This is a genomic window from Streptomyces sp. NPDC003027 (assembly GCF_053591435.1).
On the sequence record NZ_JBSFTU010000005.1, the window covers coordinates 1 to 18,129 of the forward strand.

The 18,129-nt window shown below is 71.9% G+C and carries 23 protein-coding genes and 2 pseudogenes; 10 read left to right on the forward strand and 15 right to left on the reverse strand.

Translation table 11 applies throughout. The features are described from left to right. Positions 1–122: 122 nt before the first annotated feature. The 9 genes and pseudogenes from ACWDX6_RS05810 to ACWDX6_RS05850 all read right to left on the reverse strand — a co-directional run bounded on the left by ACWDX6_RS05810 (position 123) and on the right by ACWDX6_RS05850 (position 4,430). Positions 123–551 (reverse strand): hypothetical protein, encoded by a 429-nt coding sequence (locus ACWDX6_RS05810; RefSeq protein WP_451483691.1) that lies wholly within the window; start codon positions 549–551, stop codon positions 123–125. Positions 552–643: 92 nt separating this feature from the next. Further along, positions 644–931: pseudogene (locus tag ACWDX6_RS05815) on the reverse strand (gas vesicle protein K); the annotation flags it as partial. A gap of 35 nt (positions 932–966) precedes the next feature. After that, positions 967–1,203, reverse strand: a complete 237-nt coding sequence (locus tag ACWDX6_RS05820) for a gas vesicle protein (protein ID WP_451483692.1) — start codon at positions 1,201–1,203, stop codon at positions 967–969. After that, positions 1,200–2,081: a GvpL/GvpF family gas vesicle protein gene (locus tag ACWDX6_RS05825; protein ID WP_451483693.1), complete on the reverse strand. Its 882-nt coding sequence runs from the start codon at positions 2,079–2,081 to the stop codon at positions 1,200–1,202. Before ACWDX6_RS05825 ends, ACWDX6_RS05820 begins: the two co-directional genes overlap by 4 nt. Further along, complete coding sequence (locus ACWDX6_RS05830; protein WP_451483694.1) at positions 2,078–2,524, reverse strand: gas vesicle protein; 447 nt, start codon at positions 2,522–2,524, stop codon at positions 2,078–2,080. The genes ACWDX6_RS05825 and ACWDX6_RS05830 overlap by 4 nt, the downstream gene beginning before the upstream one ends. A 96-nt stretch (positions 2,525–2,620) precedes the next feature. Continuing rightward, positions 2,621–2,878 (reverse strand): gas vesicle protein GvpG, encoded by a 258-nt coding sequence (locus tag ACWDX6_RS05835; protein ID WP_451483695.1) that lies wholly within the window; start codon positions 2,876–2,878, stop codon positions 2,621–2,623. Positions 2,879–2,903: 25 nt separating this feature from the next. Further along, positions 2,904–3,617, reverse strand: a complete 714-nt coding sequence (locus tag ACWDX6_RS05840; protein WP_451483696.1) for a GvpL/GvpF family gas vesicle protein — start codon at positions 3,615–3,617, stop codon at positions 2,904–2,906. A gap of 3 nt (positions 3,618–3,620) precedes the next feature. Further along, complete coding sequence (locus tag ACWDX6_RS05845) at positions 3,621–4,058, reverse strand: gas vesicle structural protein GvpA (protein WP_451483697.1); 438 nt, start codon at positions 4,056–4,058, stop codon at positions 3,621–3,623. A gap of 72 nt (positions 4,059–4,130) precedes the next feature. Continuing rightward, positions 4,131–4,430 carry a gas vesicle protein GvpO gene (locus tag ACWDX6_RS05850; protein ID WP_451483698.1) on the reverse strand — a complete coding sequence of 100 codons (300 nt, stop codon included), beginning with the start codon at positions 4,428–4,430 and terminating at the stop codon, positions 4,131–4,133. Between the two features lie 337 nt (positions 4,431–4,767). Between ACWDX6_RS05850 and ACWDX6_RS05855 the strand changes: the two are divergent. From ACWDX6_RS05855 to ACWDX6_RS05885, 7 genes and pseudogenes are all read left to right on the forward strand, one after another. Next, positions 4,768–4,902: pseudogene (locus ACWDX6_RS05855) on the forward strand (MerR family transcriptional regulator); the annotation flags it as partial. Between the two features lie 131 nt (positions 4,903–5,033). Further along, on the forward strand, positions 5,034–6,197 hold the full coding sequence (gene rhaI, locus ACWDX6_RS05860) for an L-rhamnose isomerase (protein ID WP_451483699.1): 1,164 nt from the start codon (positions 5,034–5,036) through the stop codon (positions 6,195–6,197). 100 nt (positions 6,198–6,297) lie between these two features. After that, a complete protein-coding gene (locus ACWDX6_RS05865) occupies positions 6,298–8,343 on the forward strand; it encodes a bifunctional aldolase/short-chain dehydrogenase (RefSeq protein WP_451483700.1) in 2,046 nt (681 codons plus the stop codon). Further along, positions 8,340–9,788 carry a rhamnulokinase gene (locus ACWDX6_RS05870; protein ID WP_451483701.1) on the forward strand — a complete coding sequence of 483 codons (1,449 nt, stop codon included), beginning with the start codon at positions 8,340–8,342 and terminating at the stop codon, positions 9,786–9,788. The genes ACWDX6_RS05865 and ACWDX6_RS05870 overlap by 4 nt, the downstream gene beginning before the upstream one ends. Positions 9,789–9,871: 83 nt before the next feature. After that, entirely contained in the window at positions 9,872–10,627 is a 756-nt protein-coding gene (locus tag ACWDX6_RS05875) for a (Fe-S)-binding protein (RefSeq protein ID WP_451483702.1), read from the forward strand. Next, a complete protein-coding gene (locus tag ACWDX6_RS05880) occupies positions 10,624–12,057 on the forward strand; it encodes a LutB/LldF family L-lactate oxidation iron-sulfur protein (protein ID WP_451483703.1) in 1,434 nt (477 codons plus the stop codon). The genes ACWDX6_RS05875 and ACWDX6_RS05880 overlap by 4 nt, the downstream gene beginning before the upstream one ends. Continuing rightward, positions 12,054–12,731 (forward strand): LutC/YkgG family protein, encoded by a 678-nt coding sequence (locus tag ACWDX6_RS05885; RefSeq protein ID WP_451483704.1) that lies wholly within the window; start codon positions 12,054–12,056, stop codon positions 12,729–12,731. The genes ACWDX6_RS05880 and ACWDX6_RS05885 overlap by 4 nt, the downstream gene beginning before the upstream one ends. Positions 12,732–12,741: 10 nt before the next feature. Here the strand turns inward: ACWDX6_RS05885 and ACWDX6_RS05890 are convergent, their stop codons facing one another. Further along, positions 12,742–13,389 (reverse strand): alpha-ketoglutarate-dependent dioxygenase AlkB, encoded by a 648-nt coding sequence (locus ACWDX6_RS05890; RefSeq protein ID WP_451483705.1) that lies wholly within the window; start codon positions 13,387–13,389, stop codon positions 12,742–12,744. A 103-nt stretch (positions 13,390–13,492) separates the two neighbouring features. Here ACWDX6_RS05890 and ACWDX6_RS05895 point away from each other — a divergent pair, with 103 nt between their 5' ends. The 3 genes from ACWDX6_RS05895 (at position 13,493) to ACWDX6_RS05905 (ending at position 15,506) form a co-directional block, all read left to right on the forward strand. Beyond that, positions 13,493–13,624 carry a hypothetical protein gene (locus ACWDX6_RS05895; protein WP_451483706.1) on the forward strand — a complete coding sequence of 44 codons (132 nt, stop codon included), beginning with the start codon at positions 13,493–13,495 and terminating at the stop codon, positions 13,622–13,624. A 4-nt stretch (positions 13,625–13,628) separates the two neighbouring features. Continuing rightward, complete coding sequence (locus ACWDX6_RS05900) at positions 13,629–13,841, forward strand: ferredoxin (protein WP_451483707.1); 213 nt, start codon at positions 13,629–13,631, stop codon at positions 13,839–13,841. A 471-nt stretch (positions 13,842–14,312) separates the two neighbouring features. Next, entirely contained in the window at positions 14,313–15,506 is a 1,194-nt protein-coding gene (locus ACWDX6_RS05905) for an MFS transporter (protein ID WP_451483708.1), read from the forward strand. Positions 15,507–15,542: 36 nt separating this feature from the next. Here ACWDX6_RS05905 and ACWDX6_RS05910 read toward each other — a convergent pair whose 3' ends face one another. From ACWDX6_RS05910 to rpmG, 5 genes are all read right to left on the reverse strand, one after another. Further along, complete coding sequence (locus tag ACWDX6_RS05910) at positions 15,543–16,070, reverse strand: DUF6584 family protein (RefSeq protein ID WP_451483709.1); 528 nt, start codon at positions 16,068–16,070, stop codon at positions 15,543–15,545. A 120-nt stretch (positions 16,071–16,190) separates the two neighbouring features. After that, positions 16,191–16,427, reverse strand: coding sequence for a 30S ribosomal protein S18 (rpsR, locus tag ACWDX6_RS05915; RefSeq protein WP_451483710.1), 237 nt, complete (start codon positions 16,425–16,427; stop codon positions 16,191–16,193). A gap of 70 nt (positions 16,428–16,497) precedes the next feature. Next, positions 16,498–17,649, reverse strand: coding sequence for a CobW family GTP-binding protein (locus ACWDX6_RS05920; RefSeq protein WP_451483711.1), 1,152 nt, complete (start codon positions 17,647–17,649; stop codon positions 16,498–16,500). Then, positions 17,649–17,894, reverse strand: coding sequence for a type B 50S ribosomal protein L31 (locus tag ACWDX6_RS05925; protein ID WP_451483712.1), 246 nt, complete (start codon positions 17,892–17,894; stop codon positions 17,649–17,651). Before ACWDX6_RS05925 ends, ACWDX6_RS05920 begins: the two co-directional genes overlap by 1 nt. 52 nt (positions 17,895–17,946) lie before the next feature. Beyond that, positions 17,947–18,111 carry a 50S ribosomal protein L33 gene (gene rpmG / locus ACWDX6_RS05930; RefSeq protein WP_451483713.1) on the reverse strand — a complete coding sequence of 55 codons (165 nt, stop codon included), beginning with the start codon at positions 18,109–18,111 and terminating at the stop codon, positions 17,947–17,949. Between the last annotated feature and the right edge of the window lie 18 nt (positions 18,112–18,129).

The window sequence follows — 18,129 nt, forward strand, 5'->3', positions numbered from 1 at the left end:
GCCGCCGCGCGGGCCCCGGGCGCCGCCCCCCGGCTGGGCTGCGTCCCGCCCCGTCGTGACGGGGCGGACCGCAGGGTGCGTGCGAGGGCGGCCGCCGCCGGGGACCTGTGAATCCGTCCCGGTCAGATCCGGCCGCGCGCGAGCCGGGTCAGCGGTCCGACCGGCGGCTTGGCGGTGGAGCGGCCGATGGCGAAGGCGGCGCCCGCGACCCCGGCGACTCCCGCCGCGGCTCCGGCCGCGATGGCCTTCCGCTGCTTGACGACCGTCCACGCGGTGGTGGCGGCGGTCGCCGCCTTGGCGGCGTTGGCCGTCAGGGTCTGCTGCCCGCTCTGGAGACCGCTCGCCGCCGCACGGCCGACGCGCTTGGTGGCCGCCCCGGCGGACCGCGCGCTCGCCGGCACGGAGTTCTCGGCGTCACGTGCCGCCGACTCCACCGTGGCCGTGGCGTTCGACGCCTTCGTCTCCGCCCGCTTGGCCGTCGTCTTCTTGGCCTGGGTGTTCTTGGTCTGCGTGGTGCGGGAATTCCTGGCGTTTTCGCTCTCTGCAGTCATGCTTTTCCTCCTTGCCGCTCAACCAGTGATGAAACGGGGGGCGTTGCGCCGGGTTCCGTCACGGAGAAGATTCCGTCACGGCCGATCGAGTCACGGGGAAGCAATGACCCCAACGGCCCCAGATCGAGATTCAGATCGTCCGTCGAAAGGCCGTATCTCTCGCACAGCTCTTCCATTCGTTCCTGCAGGATCATCAGCGTCATGCCGATGCGTTCTTCCTGGTCCTCGCTGAGGTCTCCCTGGTCGACCCGGTGGACTGCGGTGCGTTCCATCAGCTGGCGGAGCAACTCGACGATGGTGAGGACGAGTTTGATGAGGTCCCGCTCCACCGTGTCGGGGTCCGTGGCCAGCCGTCGAGCCGTGGGGACGCCCTCCTTCACCGTCGGGGCCGTGTCCGACGCCGGGGGTGTTTCGTTCACGCCGTGGGCCTCCTTGGGATGAGTTCGGGAGCCGGTTCGTCACCGGTGACCGAACGGATGACCGCGCGGAGGTTGATGTGCACCAGGTCCACGTCGGCGACGGACAGGACGAGATCACCGGTCAGTACCGCTCCCCCGTTCAGGAGGCGGTCCAGCAGGTCGATCAGGGCCACCGGCGGCCCGGCGAGCGGCTCCCTGTCCGGGAAGCCGTCGCCCGTGAACGGTGCGCTCATCGTGGCGCATCCTCGTCCCCGCCCGTCTCCGGTGTCGCGAAGGAGTACGGAGCCCAGGGGCCGGTCACCTCGACGTGGACGCCCGGCGCGCGCAGGGCCAGGGCGCCGACCCGCTCCCGGAACCGGTCCGCGTCCTCGGCGGCCACCAGATACGCCTCGTTGCTGACGTTCTCCCCACGATGCCGGGACAGCTCACCCTGCTGGGGGCGGTGCACCGCCCTGGCGCGGGAGAGCGTCTCCGCCACGCTCCGCGCCTCGGCCGCGATGTCCCCGGCGGCGCGGTGGAGATCCTGCGTAGTGCGTCGCTGGGCCCGCCGCCGGGCCAGATACGCCCGGCCGGGACTCGAGGCGGCAGTCGGCGCCTCCGGCGGCGCAGCGGGCGCGGGCGGAGTGGCGGCGGACGGGTCCGCGTAGACCTTCACTCCCAGCTCGACATGTCCGTCGAGCTCCGCGAGGAGCCGCTCGAAGGGGAGCCGCTGCTCGGTCAGCATGGCGACCACCCTGCGCTCGTCCAGATAGACCGTCGCCAGGCGCAGGGGGAGCACGACCGTCTCGGCGAACGCGGCGTCGATCACGGCGTGATGGGCGCGGGCGATCTTCTCGAGCCTCCCCAGGTCCTCCATCTGAGCCCGCAGCGCGCTCTCGTCGAACACATCTGCCGGTACGGGCGAGACGAGCGCGACGAGCCCGCTGCCGCCGCCACCTATCAGCCGCAGCTCGTGGCCGTCGACTCCGGTCAGGTGGTCGACGACGCCGCGGAGCGTACCGTCGTCGCGGCCGACGGCGTACACGTACGTCAGCGTCGTCTCCGACTCGCCCGAGGCGCCCGCGTCGCGCACGGAGGCGGCCGCCTCCCGTGTCCGCTCTCGTGTGCTCACCTCTCGTCCTCCTCCCGTACGACACCGGCACCGGCGTCCGCTGCGGCACCCGCACCCGTGGAACCGGCTGTCGAGCGCAGCCGGGCGAGTTCGGCGCGCAGGCGCTCGTTCTCCTCGGCCAGCGGGTCCCTCCGGTCGAGGGCCGGCTCGTGCCGGCCCTCGACCGGAGGGGCGGGGCGTGCCCGGGAGGAGAGCGAGGGGTCGTGCTCCCACCAGTCGATGCCCATCTCCTTCGCCTTGTCGACCGAGGCGACCAGCAGACGGAGCTTGATCGTCAGGAGTTCGATGTCCAGGAGATTGATCTGGATGTCGCCGGCGATGACGATGCCCTTGTCGAGCACGCGCTCCAGGATGTCCGCGAGGTTGGCGGACGAGCCCTGCGGGCCGTGGACCGGCGCGGCGCGCGGTGGGGCGGACATACGGCCTGCCAGTGAATCGGACACGGTGTCGTCCCTGTCTGTGTGCTGGTTCGCGGTCGGCTGCCGACCTCCGCGGTACGGCTCCGGGCACGGCCTACGGCCGGCCCTCACTCCGTGCGGTCATGAGCTGTTCTCCCGTCGCCGGCGGTACTCCTCGATCTCGTCGAGCCGGTCCAGCAGCTCGTCCTCACGGCGGTCGAACTCCTCGGCGTCGATACGGCCGTTCGCCAGGTCGTCCGCGAGCCGCGCCAGCTGCGCGCGCACCGGCTCGGGGTCGTAGTACTCCCGCTCCGCGGCGAGCAGCACCTGGTCGAGAACCCAGGCGGTGCCGCGTACGGGTGCCATCGGGAAGGTCAGCACGCCGGTGATGAGTCCCATGGCCGTCACCTCCCTCCCGGGGCGGTCACACGAAGCTGTACGGGGGAAGCGGCCCGGTCAGGGTGAAGGTGTACGCCTCGCCCAGCCGGTCGGCCTCCTCCTGCACGGCGCGTACGAAGGCGTCCGTCGACTCGGTCGGGACGAGGAACGACACGTTGAGGAAGTGGCTCGCCCCGGGTTCGCTGCGGGAGGCGCGGGCCGCGGCCGGGGTGAGACGCCGCATGGTCTCCTCGGCCTGGCCGCCGCCGCGGGCCGCCACCTCATGGGCGACCAGCTCCCCCAGGGCGACCCGTTCCTCGTGGGCCGCCGGGTCCGAGCGGGTGCGCTCGTTGAGCTGCCGTACCTGCTCGGACTGCGTCAGGATCTCGCGCAGCATGTCCTGCTCGTCGCGGGCGGCCTTGAGGTTGTACTCGACATGGCCGTCGAGTTCGGCCAGCCGCTCGCGGTAGGCCGAAGCCTCCCGGTCCAGGACCTCGGCCACCCGTTCGTCGTCCGGGCCGAGCAGCCCGAAGCGCATCGGCAGGGTCGCGCCGTCCGACATCAGGGCCTCGAGGACGTTCTCGTGGGCCAGCACGTCACGGCGCTTGGCCCGCAGCCCGGCGGGCGCGTCGCTGACGACCGCGGCCACGGTGCCGGTCGTGACGGTCCGCAGGGGCGACGGCGGGTCGCCCACTCCCTGGAGGTTGTCCAGCCGCAGCGGGTGGTCCGCGCCGGTGATGGCGTAGACGTAGGTGGACATGCGCTACTCCTCGCTTCCCTGGGCTGACGAACGGCTGGAGGTCGTTTTGCGCGCCGACCGCTTCCGCGGCTCCTCCTCGGATTCCTCGCGCTTGCCCTGCAAGGTGTCCGTGAACGCCTCGACGGCACCGCTCAGCGCGCCCTTCGACTTTCCTTTGGCGCCGCTCTCGGTCATGTCGCCGACGATGTCGGTCAGTTGGGTCGGTGCCTTGCGGCCGGATTCCAGATCGAGCCGGTTGCACGCCTCGGCGAACCGCAGATAGGTGTCCACACTGGCGACGACCACACGGACGTCGATCTTGAGTATTTCGATCCCGACGAGGGAGACGCGGACGAACGCGTCGATCACGAGACCCCGGTCGAGAATGAGCTCCAGAACGTCGTAGAGATTTCCGGAACCGCTTCCGCCGCTCGTTGCGTTGCTCTGCTGGACGAGTGTCACGATGGAACTCCTTCCGATGGTGCCTTCGGCGCCCGGCCGCCCCCGAGGGGGGAGCCTGCGCCCCGTCCGCCGTCAGCGGCGGTCGATCTGGCCTCGGGCGTAGCGTCTCGTCCGTTCGTACCCGACGAGTCGGCCCTCGGGGTCGAGAGCGACGCGGTAGGACGCCATGACGCTCATCGTGTCCGGGACCTTTTCGATTTCGGTCACTTCCACATCGGCCGACCAGCCCTCTTCGGTGGATTTCACCGCCGATACGGATCCCGGCTCGCACCGGAGAAGTTCCGAGAGCTGGGCGGAGGCCCGTCTCATCGCGGTGGAGATGTCGATGCGCTCGCCGGTTTTCCTGTCACTTTCGTCGTCAGTCGCGTTCATGATCCCGCCTGTAGGCCCGGAAGATCGGCGTGGAGAATCTCTCCGTCCGCCGTCTGTGGCTGACGTTCGCGTGCCCGTGCGTCCGGAACGTATGCGTATCTCATGGCAATTCGACGGAACGACGGCGGCAGACCGCCCGCGCCGCCACGGAGCCGGGGTCCCGGAAACGCGCGTAACGGTGCGGCTGTGCTCTCCAACTCCCATGTGAGGGGGGCTCATGGGCGACCGGTGCGGCGAGGCCGGCGTGGGCCCCGGTCACCGCTTCGGCTCGTGCTGCCGCGGGTTCGACACCGACGAGCCCGGACGGCGGGACCGGTTCCGGCTCACCCGCGACGAGGTCGTTCCGGAGGCCGAGCAGCGGGCGGTGCGAAGCCTCGGCGACGACCTCGACTCCGGCCGGTGGGCCGAGCGCGACAGCGACCTCGCCGGCCTCGACGCGGCGGGTCTCGGCCTCCGCCTGCTCCTCTCCTGACCGAAGCACCTCCTTGCCCCAGGCGATGAATCCTTTCATTCGCACTGGGTCAGCCGTCTTGACCATGAAAGAAGGGAGGGCTTAGCGTTACTGAAACGATTCACAGCCCGGTCCAGCTCCCGAGGTGGCTCATGACTGACGTGCACGAGGCCGTGAAGGCCGCTCTCAAGGCGCAGGCCGTCGAGACGCCCTCCTGGGCCTACGGCAACTCCGGAACCCGGTTCAAGGTGTTCACGCAGCCGGGCGTCCCCCGCACTCCGTGGGAGAAGCTCGACGACGCGGCGAAGGTTCACGAGTTCACCGGAGCGGCTCCCACCGTCGCCCTGCACATCCCGTGGGACGAGGTGGACGACTACGCCGTTCTGGCCGCGTACGCCGAGGAGCGGGGCCTGCGGCTCGGCACCATCAACTCCAACACCTTCCAGGACGACGACTACCGGCTCGGCAGCGTGTGCCACCCCGACGCCAAGGTGCGCCGCAAGGCCGTGGATCATCTGCTCGCGTGCGTGGACATCATGGAGGCGACGGGTTCCAGGGATCTGAAGCTGTGGTTCGCGGACGGCACCAACTACCCCGGCCAGGACGACGTCCGTGAGCGTCAGGACCGGCTGTCCGAAGCGCTGCGCGAGGTGTACGACCGGCTCGGCGAGGGCCGGCGCCTGCTGCTGGAGTACAAGTTCTTCGAGCCGGCCTTCTACACCACCGACGTCCCGGACTGGGGCACCGCCTACGCACACTGCCTGAAGCTGGGCCCCAAGGCCCGGGTCGTGGTGGACACCGGGCACCACGCGCCCGGTACGAACATCGAGTTCATCGTCGCCACGCTCCTGCGCGAGGGGAAGCTCGGCGGCTTCGACTTCAACTCCCGCTTCTACGCCGACGACGACCTCATGGCGGGCGCCGCGGACCCCTTCCAGCTGTTCCGGATCATGTACGAGGTGGTCCGGGGCGACGGCCTCGGCCCCGAGGTCGCCTTCATGCTCGACCAGTGCCACAACGTCGAGGCCAAGATCCCCGCGATCATCCGCTCCGTCATGAACGTGCAGGAGGCCACCGCCAAGGCCCTCCTGGTGGACCGCCAGGCACTCGCCGCCGCCCAGCGGTCCGGTGACGTACTGGAGGCGAACGCCGTACTGATGGACGCCTACAACACCGACGTACGCCCGCTGCTGGCCGAGGTCCGCGAGGAGTGCGGGCTCGCCCCGGATCCGGTCGCCGCCTTCCACCGCTCGGGCTGGGCACGGAAGGTCGCCGAGGAGCGCGTCGGCGGCGCGCCCGCGGGCTGGGGCGCCTGACCGAACGTCCGCGCCCGCGGGCTGGGGCGCCTGACCGGCGCCCCCGACGCGGGAACACCCGCACACTCCCTCCCGTTCGTGACGTCCCGAAGGGCGATCCATGTCTTCCGCACTCCCTCCCGCACCGGCCGCCCTGCTGGCCCGCTCGCACCGCCTCGGTTCGGATCCCCGCAACACCAACTACGCCGGCGGCAATACATCGGCGAAGGGAACCGGTACGGATCCCGTGACCGGGACGGACCTAGAGCTGATGTGGGTGAAGGGCTCGGGCGGCGATCTCGGCACCCTGACCGAGGACGGGCTCGCGGTCCTGCGGCTGGACCGGCTGCGGGCCCTCAAGGACGTGTATCCGGGGGTGGAGCGCGAGGACGAGATGGTCGCCGCGTTCGACCACTGCCTGTACGGGAAGGGCGGCGCGGCCCCCTCCATCGACACCGCGATGCACGGCCTGGTGGAGGCCGCCCACGTCGACCATCTCCACCCCGACTCCGGCATCGCCCTGGCCTGCGCCGCGGACGGCGAGAAGCTGACGGCCGAGTGCTTCGGCGACCGGGTGGTGTGGGTGCCGTGGCGTCGCCCCGGCTTCCAGCTCGGCCTCGACATCGCCGCCGTCAAGGCCGCCAACCCGCGGGCGATCGGCTGCGTCCTCGGTGGGCACGGCATCACCGCCTGGGGCGACACCCCGGAGGAGTGCGAGGCCAACTCGCTGCACATCATCCGCACCGCCGAGGCGTTCCTCGCCGAGCGGGGCGGGCCTGAGCCGTTCGGTCCGGTCGTCCAGGGCTACGAGGCGCTGCCGGAGCGGGCGCGCCGCGCACGCGCCGCCGCCCTCGCCCCGCACATCCGCGCCCTCGCCTCGAAGGACCGGCCGCAGGTCGGCCACTTCACCGACGCCGGTGTGGTCCTGGACTTCCTCGCCCGTGCCGAGCACCCCCGCCTGGCGGCGCTCGGCACCTCCTGCCCCGACCACTTCCTGCGGACGAAGGTCCGGCCCCTGGTGCTGGACCTTCCGGTCACGGCGCCGCCGGAGGAGGCGGTCGGCCGTCTGAAGGAGCTGCACGCCGCCTACCGGGAGGAGTACGCCGCGTACTACGCCCGGCACGCGACCGCCGGCTCCCCCGCGATGCGCGGCGCCGACCCGGCGATCGTGCTGATCCCCGGTGTGGGCATGTTCTCCTTCGGCAAGGACAAGCAGACGGCGCGGGTGGCGGGCGAGTTCTACGTCAACGCGATCAACGTCATGCGCGGCGCCGAGGCCGTCTCCTCGTACGCGCCCATCGAGGAGTCGGAGAAGTTCCGCATCGAGTACTGGGAGCTGGAGGAGGCCAAGCTGCGGCGTCTGCCGGAGCCGAAGCCCCTGGCGGCCAGGGTCGCCCTGGTCACGGGGGCGGGCAGCGGCATCGGCCGTGCGATCGCCCGCCGGCTGGCCGCCGAGGGCGCGTGCGTGGTCGTCGCGGACCGGAACGCCGACAGCGCGTCGGCGGTGGCCGAGGAGCTGGGGGGCCCGGACAGGGCGGTGCCGGTGACGGTCGACGTCACCGACGAGCGGCAGATCGCCCTGGCGTTCGAGACCGGGGTGCTCGCCTTCGGCGGGGTCGATCTCGTCGTCAACAACGCGGGTGTCTCGATCTCCAAGCCGCTGCTGGAGACGACGGCGGAGGACTGGGACGTGCAGCACGCCATCATGGCCCGCGGCTCGTTCCTCGTGTCCCGGGAGGCCGCCCGGGTGATGATCGCGCAGGGGCTCGGCGGCGACATCGTGTACATCGCGTCCAAGAACGCCGTCTTCGCCGGTCCGAACAACATCGCCTACTCCGCCACCAAGGCCGACCAGGCCCACCAGGTCCGGCTGCTCGCCGCCGAACTGGGCGAGCACGGCATCCGGGTCAACGGGGTCAACCCGGACGGGGTGGTGCGCGGTTCGGGGATCTTCGCGGGCGGCTGGGGCGCTCAGCGGGCGGCGACGTACGGCGTCGAGGAGGAGAGGCTCGGCGAGTTCTACGCCCAGCGGACCCTCCTCAAGCGCGAGGTCCTGCCCGAGCACGTCGCGAACGCCGTCTTCGCCCTCACCGGCGGCGATCTCACCCACACCACCGGCCTCCATGTCCCCGTGGACGCCGGCGTCGCCGCCGCCTTCCTGCGATGAGCGGACGGACGAAGGCGTTCGCCGCGGTCGACCTCGGCGCGAGCAGCGGGCGTGTCATGGTCGGCCGGGTCGGCCGGGACCTTCTCGACCTGACCGAGGTCCAGCGGTTCCCGAACCGGCCGTGCCGCCTCCCCGAGGGGCTGCGCTGGGACGTCCTCGCCCTGTACTCCGGGATCCTGGAGGGGCTGCGGGCCGCCGGGCCGGTCGACTCCGTCGGCGTGGACAGCTGGGCCGTGGACTACGGCCTGCTCGACGCCGACGGAAAGCTGCTCGGGCCGCCCGTCCACTACCGCGACTCCCGTACCGAGGGGGTGGCGGAGAGGGTGTGGGAGAAGTTCCCCGCGGAACGGCTCTACGCCGAGACGGGGATCCAGTACGCCCCGTTCAACACCCTCTACCAGCTGGTGGCGGCCCAGGGCACGGCACAGCTCGCGGCCGCGCGGCGCCTGCTCCTGATTCCCGATCTGATCACGTACTGGCTGACGGGCGAGCAGGGGACGGAGGTGACCAACGCCTCGACGACCCAGCTGATCGACGCCCGCACGGGCGGCTGGGCGTCGGGCGTGGCGGAGGCGGTGGGTGTCGATCTCGGCCTCTTCGCGCCTCTTCGGCGCCCCGGTGATCCGGCGGGCACGCTGCTGCCCCACGTACGGGAGTACGTCGGGGCGAGCGCTCCGGTGCCGGTCACGGCGGTGGGGTCGCACGACACCGCGTCCGCCGTGGCCGGTGTGCCCGCCGGGAGGGGCGAGCGGTACGCCTACATCTGTACGGGCACCTGGTCGCTGGCCGGACTCGAACTTGAGGCGCCCGTGCTGACGGAGGCGAGCAGGAGGGCGAACTTCACCAACGAGTCGGGCATCGACGGAACGGTCCGCTATCTTCGCAACATCATGGGCCTGTGGTTGCTTCAGGAGTGCATGCGGGTCTGGGGCGAGAGCGATGTGGCGGGGTTGCTGCGGGAGGCGGCGAAGTCGCCTGGTCTCCGGTCGGTGGTGGACGCGTCCGACGCCGCTTTCCTCGCGCCGGGCCGGATGCCGGAGCGGATCGCCGAGGCCTGCCGGGCCACCGGACAACCGGTCCCCTCGACGCGCGGGGAGACGACGCGTTGCATCCTCGATTCGCTCGCCCTGGCCCACCGTCGGGCGATCGACGAGGCGCGGCGGCTCGCCGACCACCCCGTCGACGTGGTGTACATGGTGGGGGGTGCGGCCCGGAACGCCCTGCTGTGCCGGCTCACCGCCGACGCGTGCGGACTGCCGGTGGTCGCCGGGCCGGTGGAGGCGGCGGCGCTGGGCAACGTCCTGGTCCAGGCACGTGCGCACGGACTCGTCGAGGACCGCGTCGCGATGCGCCAACTCCTCGCCCGTACGCAGCCGTCGCGCCGGTACGAACCGTCGGGAGACAGGGCCGCCTGGGAGGCGGCGGCCCGGCGGATCATCGCGTAGAACCGGCCATGAACCCTCCGGGTGGGCGCGGCCCTGACACCGCGCCCACCCGGAGCCCCACCGATGGACTCGAAGGAGCCGCGATGCGTGTCGCCCTCTTCCTCACCTGCGTGAACGACACGCTCTATCCGGACACGGGCCGTGCCGTGGTGAGACTTCTGAACAGGCTGGGGGTCGACGTCGACTTCCCGATGGGCCAGACGTGCTGCGGGCAGCCTCACTACAACACCGGCCACCGGCGCCAGGCCGAGCCGCTCGCCCATCGGTTCGCCGAGGTGTTCGGCGGTTACGACGCGATCGTCACTCCGTCCGGCTCCTGCGGGGCGATGGTCCGTGAGCTGTACCCGCGCATGGGCGAGCGGGCGCGGGCGGAGGGCCGGGGGAACGCGCTCGCCCTGGCCGTGGCCCCGCTCGTTCCGAAGACGTACGAGCTGACGGAGTTCCTGGTGGACGTGGTGGGGGTGACGGACGTGGGCGCGTATTTCCCGCACCGAGTGACGTACCACCCGTCGTGTCACGGTCTGCGGGGTCTCGGTCTCGGGGAGCGGCCGAGGCGTCTGCTGGAGGCGGTGAGGGGTCTGGAGCTTGTGGAGCTGCCGGGTGCGGAGGAGTGCTGCGGTTTCGGGGGGACGTTCGCGGTGAAGAACGCGGAGGTGTCGGCGGCGATGGGCGCCGACAAGGTGCGGTCGGCGGTGTCGACGGGGGCGTCGGTGCTGTGTGGTGCGGACAATTCGTGCCTGATGCACATCGGAGGCACGATGCGCCGCCTGAAGGCCGGCGTCCGCCCGGTCCATATCGCGGAGATCCTGGCGAGTACGGAAGAGGAGCCACTGGCGTGAGCGGGACGTTCGTGGGGATGCCGTCGTTCCCTGAGGCGGCGCGGGAGGCGGTGGCCGATGGGGTGCTGCGGGCGAATCTGCGGCATGCCACGCACACGATCCGGGACAAGCGTGCCCGGGCGGTCGCGGAGTTGTCGGACTGGGCGCGGCTGCGGGAGGCCGGGAAGCAGATCAAGGACCACACGCTGCGCCATCTGGACGCGTATCTGGTCCAGTTGGAGGAGGCGGTGACGGCGGCGGGCGGCCGGGTGCACTGGGCCTGTGACGCGGAGGAGGCGAACCGGATCGTCGCGGGGCTGGTGAAGGCGACGGGCGAGTCGGAGGTCGTCAAGGTCAAGTCGATGGCCACGCAGGAGATCGGCCTGAACGAGGCGTTGGAAGCCGAGGGCATCACGGCCTATGAGACGGATCTGGCGGAGCTGATCGTGCAGCTGGGCGAGGACCGTCCCTCGCACATCCTGGTTCCGGCCATCCACCGCAACCGTGGTGAGATCCGTGACATCTTCGCCTCGCGGATGGGGCGTTGGGGGCGTCCGGCGCCGGAGGATCTCGGCGATGCGCCGGCCGAGTTGGCGGAGGCGGCCAGGCTGCATCTGCGGGAGAAGTTCCTGCGGGCGAAGGTGGGGATCTCGGGAGCGAACTTCATGGTGGCCGAGACCGGCACCCTGGTGGTGGTGGAGTCGGAGGGCAACGGGCGGATGTGTCTGACCCTGCCGGAGACCCTGATCTCCGTGGTCGGGATCGAGAAGGTGGTGCCGACCTGGCGTGATCTGGAGGTCTTCCTGCAGACCCTGCCCCGCTCCTCGACGGCGGAGCGGATGAACCCGTACACGTCCATGTGGACCGGGACCAGCGACGGTGACGGGCCGCGGGCCTTCCATCTGGTGCTGCTCGACAACGGCCGTACCACCGCGCTCGCCGACGAGGTCGGCCGTCAGGCGTTGCGGTGCATTCGCTGTTCGGCCTGTCTCAACGTCTGCCCCGTCTACGAACGCGCCGGCGGGCATGCCTACGGATCGGTCTATCCCGGCCCGATCGGCGCCATCCTCACGCCCCAGCTCCGCGGCACCACCAGCGACATCGACGCCTCCCTGCCGTACGCCTCCACCCTGTGCGGCGCCTGCTACGACGTCTGCCCCGTCGCCATCGACATCCCCGAAGTGCTCGTCCACCTCCGCGAGAAGGTCGCCGAGAATCCGGGCCATCGTACGGAGAGAGCGGCCATGGGCGCGGCCGCCTGGGTCTTCGGCCATCCCCGGGTCCTGGCCGCGGGTCAGCGTCTCGCCTCCTTCACCCGCCGGCTCCACCCCGCACGCCTTCCGGGACCGGGGCGGGCGTGGACCGACAGCCGCGAACTGCCCGATGTGCCCGCCCAGCCCTTCCGCACCTGGTGGAAGCGGGAGCACGATCGCGGGGAGGGCTCGCAGTGAGCGGCAGAGAGTCGGTACTGGGACGGATCCGGCAGGCCCTCGCCGATGTGCCGGAGGCCGACGTCCCGTACGCGCGGGCGGTGTCCCGCGACTACGCCCGGGAGCACGGCGGCCTCACCCCCGAGCAGCGCGTCGGCCTCCTCGCCGAGAACCTGGAGGACTACCGGGCCGCCGTGCACCACTGCCGGCCGGCGGAGCTTCCGGAGGTGGTGGGGCGCCTGCTGTCCGAGCGCGGGGCTCGACGCGTGCTCGTACCGCGCGGGCTGCCGGCCCGGGTGCTCCACCGTGCGGACGTCACTCCCTGTCCCGATCGGGCCGACCTGACTCCGCACGATCTCGACACGTGCGACTCCGTGGTGACGGGCTGCGCGCTGGCGATCGCCGAGACCGGCACCCTCGTCCTGGACGGCGGCCCGGATCAGGGCAGCCGGCGCCTCACGCTCGTGCCCGACCACCACATCTGCCTCGTCCGCGTCCCGGAGCAGGTCGTCTCCTCCGTCCCCCAGGCTCTCGAACGCCTCGATCCGGCCCGCCCGCTGACCTGGATCTCCGGCCCCTCCGCGACGAGCGACATCGAACTCGACCGGGTGGAGGGCGTCCACGGCCCGCGCCGTCTCGACGTCGTGCTCGTCGGCGGCCCGGAACCAGGACGGGCGTCCGCCCGCCGCCCCTGACCACGGTCCCTCAGCCCACCCCCCGCGGGCGGAACTGGACACTGATGCGCGGGCCGACCGCGTGGCTGGTCTTCGGGACCGCGTGTTCCCAGGTGCGCTGGCAGGAGCCGCCCATCACCAGCAGGTCGCCGTGGCCCAGCGGAAGCCGGAGCGCCACGGGGCCACCGCCTCGGGGGCGGAGCGCGAGGTCGCGGGGGTCGCCGAGGGAGAGGATGGCGACCATCGTGTCCCGGGTCGCGGAGCGCCCCGTCCGGTCGCCGTGCCAGGCGACGCTGTCGCGGCCGTCGCGGTAGAGACAGAGACCGGCGGTGACGAAGGGTTCGCCGAGCTCGGGGCCGTAGTGGGCGCTGAGGGCCTCGCGGGCTTCCACGAGCGCGGGGTGCGGGAGGGGGACGCCCTCGCGGTAGTAGGCGAGGAGACGGGGCACGGCGACCACGTTGTCGTACATTTTCCGCTCCTCGGCCTGCCACGGCACCGAACCGGCCAGCTCCTCGAAGAGCGCGTCGGCACCGCTCAGCCAGCCGGGGAGGTGGTCGACCCAGGCCCCGCCGTCGAGGACCGTCCGCCGCACGCCGTCCAGAGGGCCGAGCCGGATGTCGGTGTCCTGGTCGAAGAGGGATCCCTGGAGGCCGGGGATCTCCGGTCGTGGTGCGGTCATGGATCCAGCGTAGACGAACAATCGAACGTCTGCACGAATCAGGAGCTCCCGTCGACGGACGGAGAGCCGGCAGGCCGGCCATCCGGCGGGGCGCGCCGATCCGGTGGCTGGATGGCGCATCACGGCACCACAGGGCGCTGCACGCCTCGATGCGCCGGCGGACGAGGTGCCGCTGCGCACGGACATGAACATCTACGGTGTGCACCGGCCGCCGGTCACCTGGGACGAGGGCTGAGCCGATGGACGTCCGTGTCGACCGCGACCGCTGTCTCGATGCCAGGATGTACGCCCTGTCCGCCCCTGAGGTGTTCGACCAGGACCAGGACGAGGGTCTGGTCGTCCTGCTGGACGCCCGGCCGCCGCGGGAGCGGCACGCCGCGGTCCGCGTCGCGGCCGGTGTCTGCCCCGCCGCCATCACCCTCACCGACGGGGGACCTTCCCCCGCCTCGTAGGCGCGCTCTCGGCATCGCGCGCAACTCGCCGCTGCCGAGCCACAGTTACGGCGGCACGCCCGCCGCGGCCCTCGCGCCCGCCGCCCCGTTCAGCGCCGCCCCGGCTCAGCGCGCTCGTCAGCGCCGTCTCCCGGCTCAGCACCGCCTTCGCGGCGCCGACTGTTCACCGCCGCCCGCAGCGGCTCCCCACGGCACCCGGTTCAGCCCTGCCTGCCCGGGCCCCCGGTGCGCTGTGAGCACCGTGCCTCCCCGGAGAGCACGCGACCCGTCGCCGACGGCGCCCTTCGTGTGCCGTCGGCGAGCGGCCGCACCCCCCGGCCCCAAGACAACCCACCCCCCTGACGACTCGCGAGAGGACCACCTCGTGGGCTGACCACCCGTACGACTCCTCCGCACACCGGCACCACGCCTGGCAGACCCGGGCGTGGTGCCGCCGGGGCGTCAGCGCCCTGCGGGGTTACGGTCGGCGGCATGGATGGTGATCCTCGGAGTTGGCCGCGCTGTCTGCTCGTCGGCGCCGTATTCGTCGTGTGCATGGCCGGCACCACGCTTCCCACCCCCTTGTACCCCCTCTACCAGGCGGAGTTCGGCTTCTCCGAGTTGACTGTGACGGTCGTGTACGCGGTGTACGCGTTCGGGGTCATGGCCGTCCTGCTCCTCGCGGGTGACGCGTCGGACATCGTGGGCAGAAGGCCGGCCCTGCTGTGGGGGCTGGGGTTCGCCGCGGTGAGCGCCGTCTGCTTCCTGTGCGCCGACGCCGTGGGCTGGCTGTACGCGGGCCGGCTGCTGTCGGGCCTGTCCGCGGGCCTGTTCACGGGGGCGGCCACGGCGTACGTCATGGAGCTGGCCCCGCCCGGCGGCGGGCCGTGGGCCACGTTCGTGGCCACGGCCGCCAACATGGGCGGCCTCGGCTGCGGCCCTCTGCTCGCCGGGCTGCTCGCCCAGTACGCCCCCGCCCCGCTGCTGCTGCCGTACGGCATCCATCTGGCCCTGGCGGCGGTGTCGGCGCTCGTGCTGCTGCGCCTTCCGGAAACCGTGCGGCAGCGGCGGCCGCTCACGGCCGTACGTCCGCGGCGCCCCGCCCTGCCGGCCCAGGTCCGGCCGGTGTTCGTGCCGGCGGCGATCGCGTCCTTCGCGGGCTTCGCCCTCTTCGGGGTGTTCACCTCGGTCAGCCCGGCCTTCCTCGCCCGCTACCTGCACGTGGACAACCACGCGGTGAGCGGTCTGGTGGTGGCACTCGCCTTCTTCTCCTCGACCGCCGGTCAACTGGCGGTCGGGCGAGTCGGAGTGACGCGCTCGCTGCCCGTGGGCTGCGTCGTCCTCTTCACCGGGCTGGCCCTGCTTGCCGGGGCCCTGCACACGGAGCTCCTGGCCCTCGTCGTCCTGTCCGCCGTCATCGGCGGCACGGGACAGGGCCTCGTCTTCCGCGCGTCCCTGTCAGCCGTCGCCGCGACCGCCCCGGCGGACCGGCGCGCCGCGGCGATCTCGGCCCTCTTCCTGGTCGCCTACGCCGGCATCTCCATCCCGGTCGTCGGCGTCGGCCTCCTGGCCGACCCCCTCGGCCTGGAAGCCGCGGGTCTGGTGTTCATCGCCTGCATGCTCCTCCTCGTCACCACGGCGGCGGCCTATCTTCTGCGCCGACCGGTACGGGTGGTGCAGGGCTGACACGTACGGCCCCGCCGCCGACCGCCCACGCCTGAGTCAGTCGAAGAGGGCGACGAGTCCATTCACCCAGATCGCGAGGAAGATGAGGGCCACCACCAGGCAGCCGACGCCCGCCAGCACACCGCTGACCGTCCACGGCGCGGAGGGCGCCTCGTACTCCTCGCCCAGGTCGTCCTGGTAGGAGTCGGGGTCGTCCCAGTCGACGGGGTGCCCCAGCTCCTCGGCGCAGGCGTTCCGCACCGCGACCAGCTGCCCCTCCGCGAAGGCGGTGGCGGCGTTCGCCTCGGCGCCGCGCCAGGCGAGAGCCTTCATCCGCCGCCCCGGGGACCCGTACCGCGCCTCGAAGGCGGCGGTCTCGTCGGCGTCCCGGTCCTCTTCGAGGTACATCCAGCGCCCGGCCTCGGCCGCGTCGCCGTAGAGCCGGTACACCTCGGCCAGCCGACGGCGGAGCGTCAGGTCGTGCGGGAAGGACGAGATGAGACCACGCAAGCGCTGACGCGCGACGGGAACCCGGCCGGCGGCCAGATCCGCATCGACTCGGGCAAGGGTTTCTCTCAAGGGCATGAACACATGATCGAGTACCGCGCCGGCCGGCGTCGAGCTGGTTTGCCACTGAGCGCATGAGGCGAAACCGGCACGCTCACCATGCGTCGCCTCCGCAACGAGGACTGAGCCCGGGCGCCGTCAGCGGCTGGCGTACGGCAACAAGGCCATTTCCCGGGCGTTCTTGATGGCCGTGGCGAGGAGCCGCTGCTGCTGGGCGGTCACATGGGTGACGCGGCGGCCGCGGATCTTGCCGCGGTCGGAGATGAACTTCCGCAGGAGGTTGGTGTCCTTGTAGTCGATGTAGGTGATCCCGGCGGCGTCGAGCGGGTTGGGACGGGACTTGACGGGCTTGCGGGGGTCGGGGCGTCGGGCCATGGCGATGTCTCCTTGCAGGAAGGTTTCCGTCACGGTCGGGCCAGGCCGTGGAGGGGTGTACGGGTGAATGTCAGGCGGCGTCGAGGAGGGAGTCGAAGGCGGCGGGCAGGTGCTTCCATGCCTCGCGCCCCGACGCGTACTCCGCGTCCGTCAGCAGGCAGGAGTCCAGGAGCCGTTCCAGACCGTCACGGTCCAATCCCGGCGACGTGAACACCAGGTGCTGGCAGCAGTCGCCGTGATCGGGGTGCCAGTCGAGCGCGGCCGCCGCCCGGCGCACGGGAGGGACCATCTCCCAGGCGGCGTCCGGCAGCGAGGCCAGCCAAGGGCCGGCGCTCTCCACGCAGAGCGCTCCGCCTGCCGCGTCCCACGCGAGCAGGGTGTCGGGTCGGTCGGCGAGCCAGAACCGGCCGCGGCTTCGGGCGGCGGCACAGCACAGGTCCTCGAGTGCCTGGTAGAGGCGCTCGGGATGGAACGGCCGGTGGCGACGCCAGACGAAGGTGGTCACGCCGGCCTCGTCCGCGTCCTGGGGCAGCAGCGCGCACGCGGGGTGCTGCGCGGCCGCGGCGGCCTCGACGTCGATGCCGGCGAACGCGGCCCGGGCGAGTTCCGGGGACGCGGCCGGTACGCGGAGCGCGGTGGGGTGCAGTTGCGCGAGCAGGGCGCGGTCCTCGTCGTCGGCTTCGTCGTTGTCGACGACGGCGAGGACGGGTGCGTACTCCAGCTGGCGGGCCCAGGTGTCGCCGACGGTCCGCTGGTCGGTGGGAGCGGCGGCGAGGCCGGCCTCGGCCAGGTCGTCGCCGTTGGCGAGGCAGGGCAGGATGAGCGCGGGGTCGACGGCGGTGATGACGTTCGTCAGGGCGAGGCGGTCTCCTCCGTGTTCGACGATCACCTCCGCCATGGCCTTGGGTTCGACCGAGTCCCACAGTTCGACCACGGCGAGACGGGTCAGGCCGCTGTCGGCGAGCCGCCGCAGTTCCGGGACGAGGTCCTCGCGCAGCGCGCAGCACGCGCAGCCGTCGACCAGGGGCGTCTCGCCGCGGGACAGGGTGCCGGAGGCGTCGCGGATCAGCCGCAGGACTGTGCCGTCAGGTGCCCCGGCGAGGTCGTGGTGCAGCGCCACGCTCCCCTGCACGGCGTGCAGCAGGCGGTCGACGACCTGGCTCCTGGCCTCGGCGTGCAGGCCGGCGACGATGACGACGGGGAGCTGCTGCTCGTGGCCCATCAGCGGGCTCCGTAGCGGCGCTGGAACTTCTCGACGCGGCCGGCGGTGTCGAGGACCCGGGCGGTGCCCGTGTAGAAGGGGTGGCTCGCGGAGGAGATCTCCACGTCGACGACTGGGTAGGTGTTGCCGTCCTCCCACTCGACGGTCTTGTCGCTGGTCATCGTGGAGCGGGTGAGGAACGCGGTGTCGGAGGCAGAGTCGCGGAAGACGACGGGGGCGTAGGCGGGGTGGATCCCGGACTTCATGGCAGGGCCTTTCGGTGGTGCGGGGGTGGGGCGGGGCGGTGTGCGAGGGGGGTCAGCGCTCTTCGCGGAAGTCGACGCGGCGGCCGACGACTGGGGCGTACGTGCGGAGCACCATCCGGTCCGGGTCATTGCGCCGGTTCTTGCGGGTCACATAGGTGAATCCGGTGCCCGCCGTCGAACGGAGCTTGATGACCGGGCGGATCTCGTTGCGCGCCATGACCGCTAGTATATGGCA

Coding starts and splice junctions, on each gene's coding strand:
- ACWDX6_RS05810 (WP_451483691.1), bottom strand. CDS start 551: ATGACTGCAGAGAGCGAAAACGCCAGGAATTCCCGCACCACGCAGACC.
- ACWDX6_RS05820 (WP_451483692.1), bottom strand. CDS start 1,203: ATGAGCGCACCGTTCACGGGCGACGGCTTCCCGGACAGGGAGCCGCTC.
- ACWDX6_RS05835 (WP_451483695.1), bottom strand. CDS start 2,878: ATGGGACTCATCACCGGCGTGCTGACCTTCCCGATGGCACCCGTACGC.
- ACWDX6_RS05840 (WP_451483696.1), bottom strand. CDS start 3,617: ATGTCCACCTACGTCTACGCCATCACCGGCGCGGACCACCCGCTGCGG.
- ACWDX6_RS05850 (WP_451483698.1), bottom strand. CDS start 4,430: ATGAACGCGACTGACGACGAAAGTGACAGGAAAACCGGCGAGCGCATC.
- rhaI (WP_451483699.1), top strand. CDS start 5,034: ATGACTGACGTGCACGAGGCCGTGAAGGCCGCTCTCAAGGCGCAGGCC.
- ACWDX6_RS05865 (WP_451483700.1), top strand. CDS start 6,298: ATGTCTTCCGCACTCCCTCCCGCACCGGCCGCCCTGCTGGCCCGCTCG.
- ACWDX6_RS05870 (WP_451483701.1), top strand. CDS start 8,340: ATGAGCGGACGGACGAAGGCGTTCGCCGCGGTCGACCTCGGCGCGAGC.
- ACWDX6_RS05875 (WP_451483702.1), top strand. CDS start 9,872: ATGCGTGTCGCCCTCTTCCTCACCTGCGTGAACGACACGCTCTATCCG.
- ACWDX6_RS05890 (WP_451483705.1), bottom strand. CDS start 13,389: ATGACCGCACCACGACCGGAGATCCCCGGCCTCCAGGGATCCCTCTTC.
- ACWDX6_RS05900 (WP_451483707.1), top strand. CDS start 13,629: ATGGACGTCCGTGTCGACCGCGACCGCTGTCTCGATGCCAGGATGTAC.
- ACWDX6_RS05905 (WP_451483708.1), top strand. CDS start 14,313: ATGGATGGTGATCCTCGGAGTTGGCCGCGCTGTCTGCTCGTCGGCGCC.
- ACWDX6_RS05910 (WP_451483709.1), bottom strand. CDS start 16,070: ATGCCCTTGAGAGAAACCCTTGCCCGAGTCGATGCGGATCTGGCCGCC.
- rpsR (WP_451483710.1), bottom strand. CDS start 16,427: ATGGCCCGACGCCCCGACCCCCGCAAGCCCGTCAAGTCCCGTCCCAAC.
- ACWDX6_RS05920 (WP_451483711.1), bottom strand. CDS start 17,649: ATGGGCCACGAGCAGCAGCTCCCCGTCGTCATCGTCGCCGGCCTGCAC.
- ACWDX6_RS05925 (WP_451483712.1), bottom strand. CDS start 17,894: ATGAAGTCCGGGATCCACCCCGCCTACGCCCCCGTCGTCTTCCGCGAC.
- rpmG (WP_451483713.1), bottom strand. CDS start 18,111: ATGGCGCGCAACGAGATCCGCCCGGTCATCAAGCTCCGTTCGACGGCG.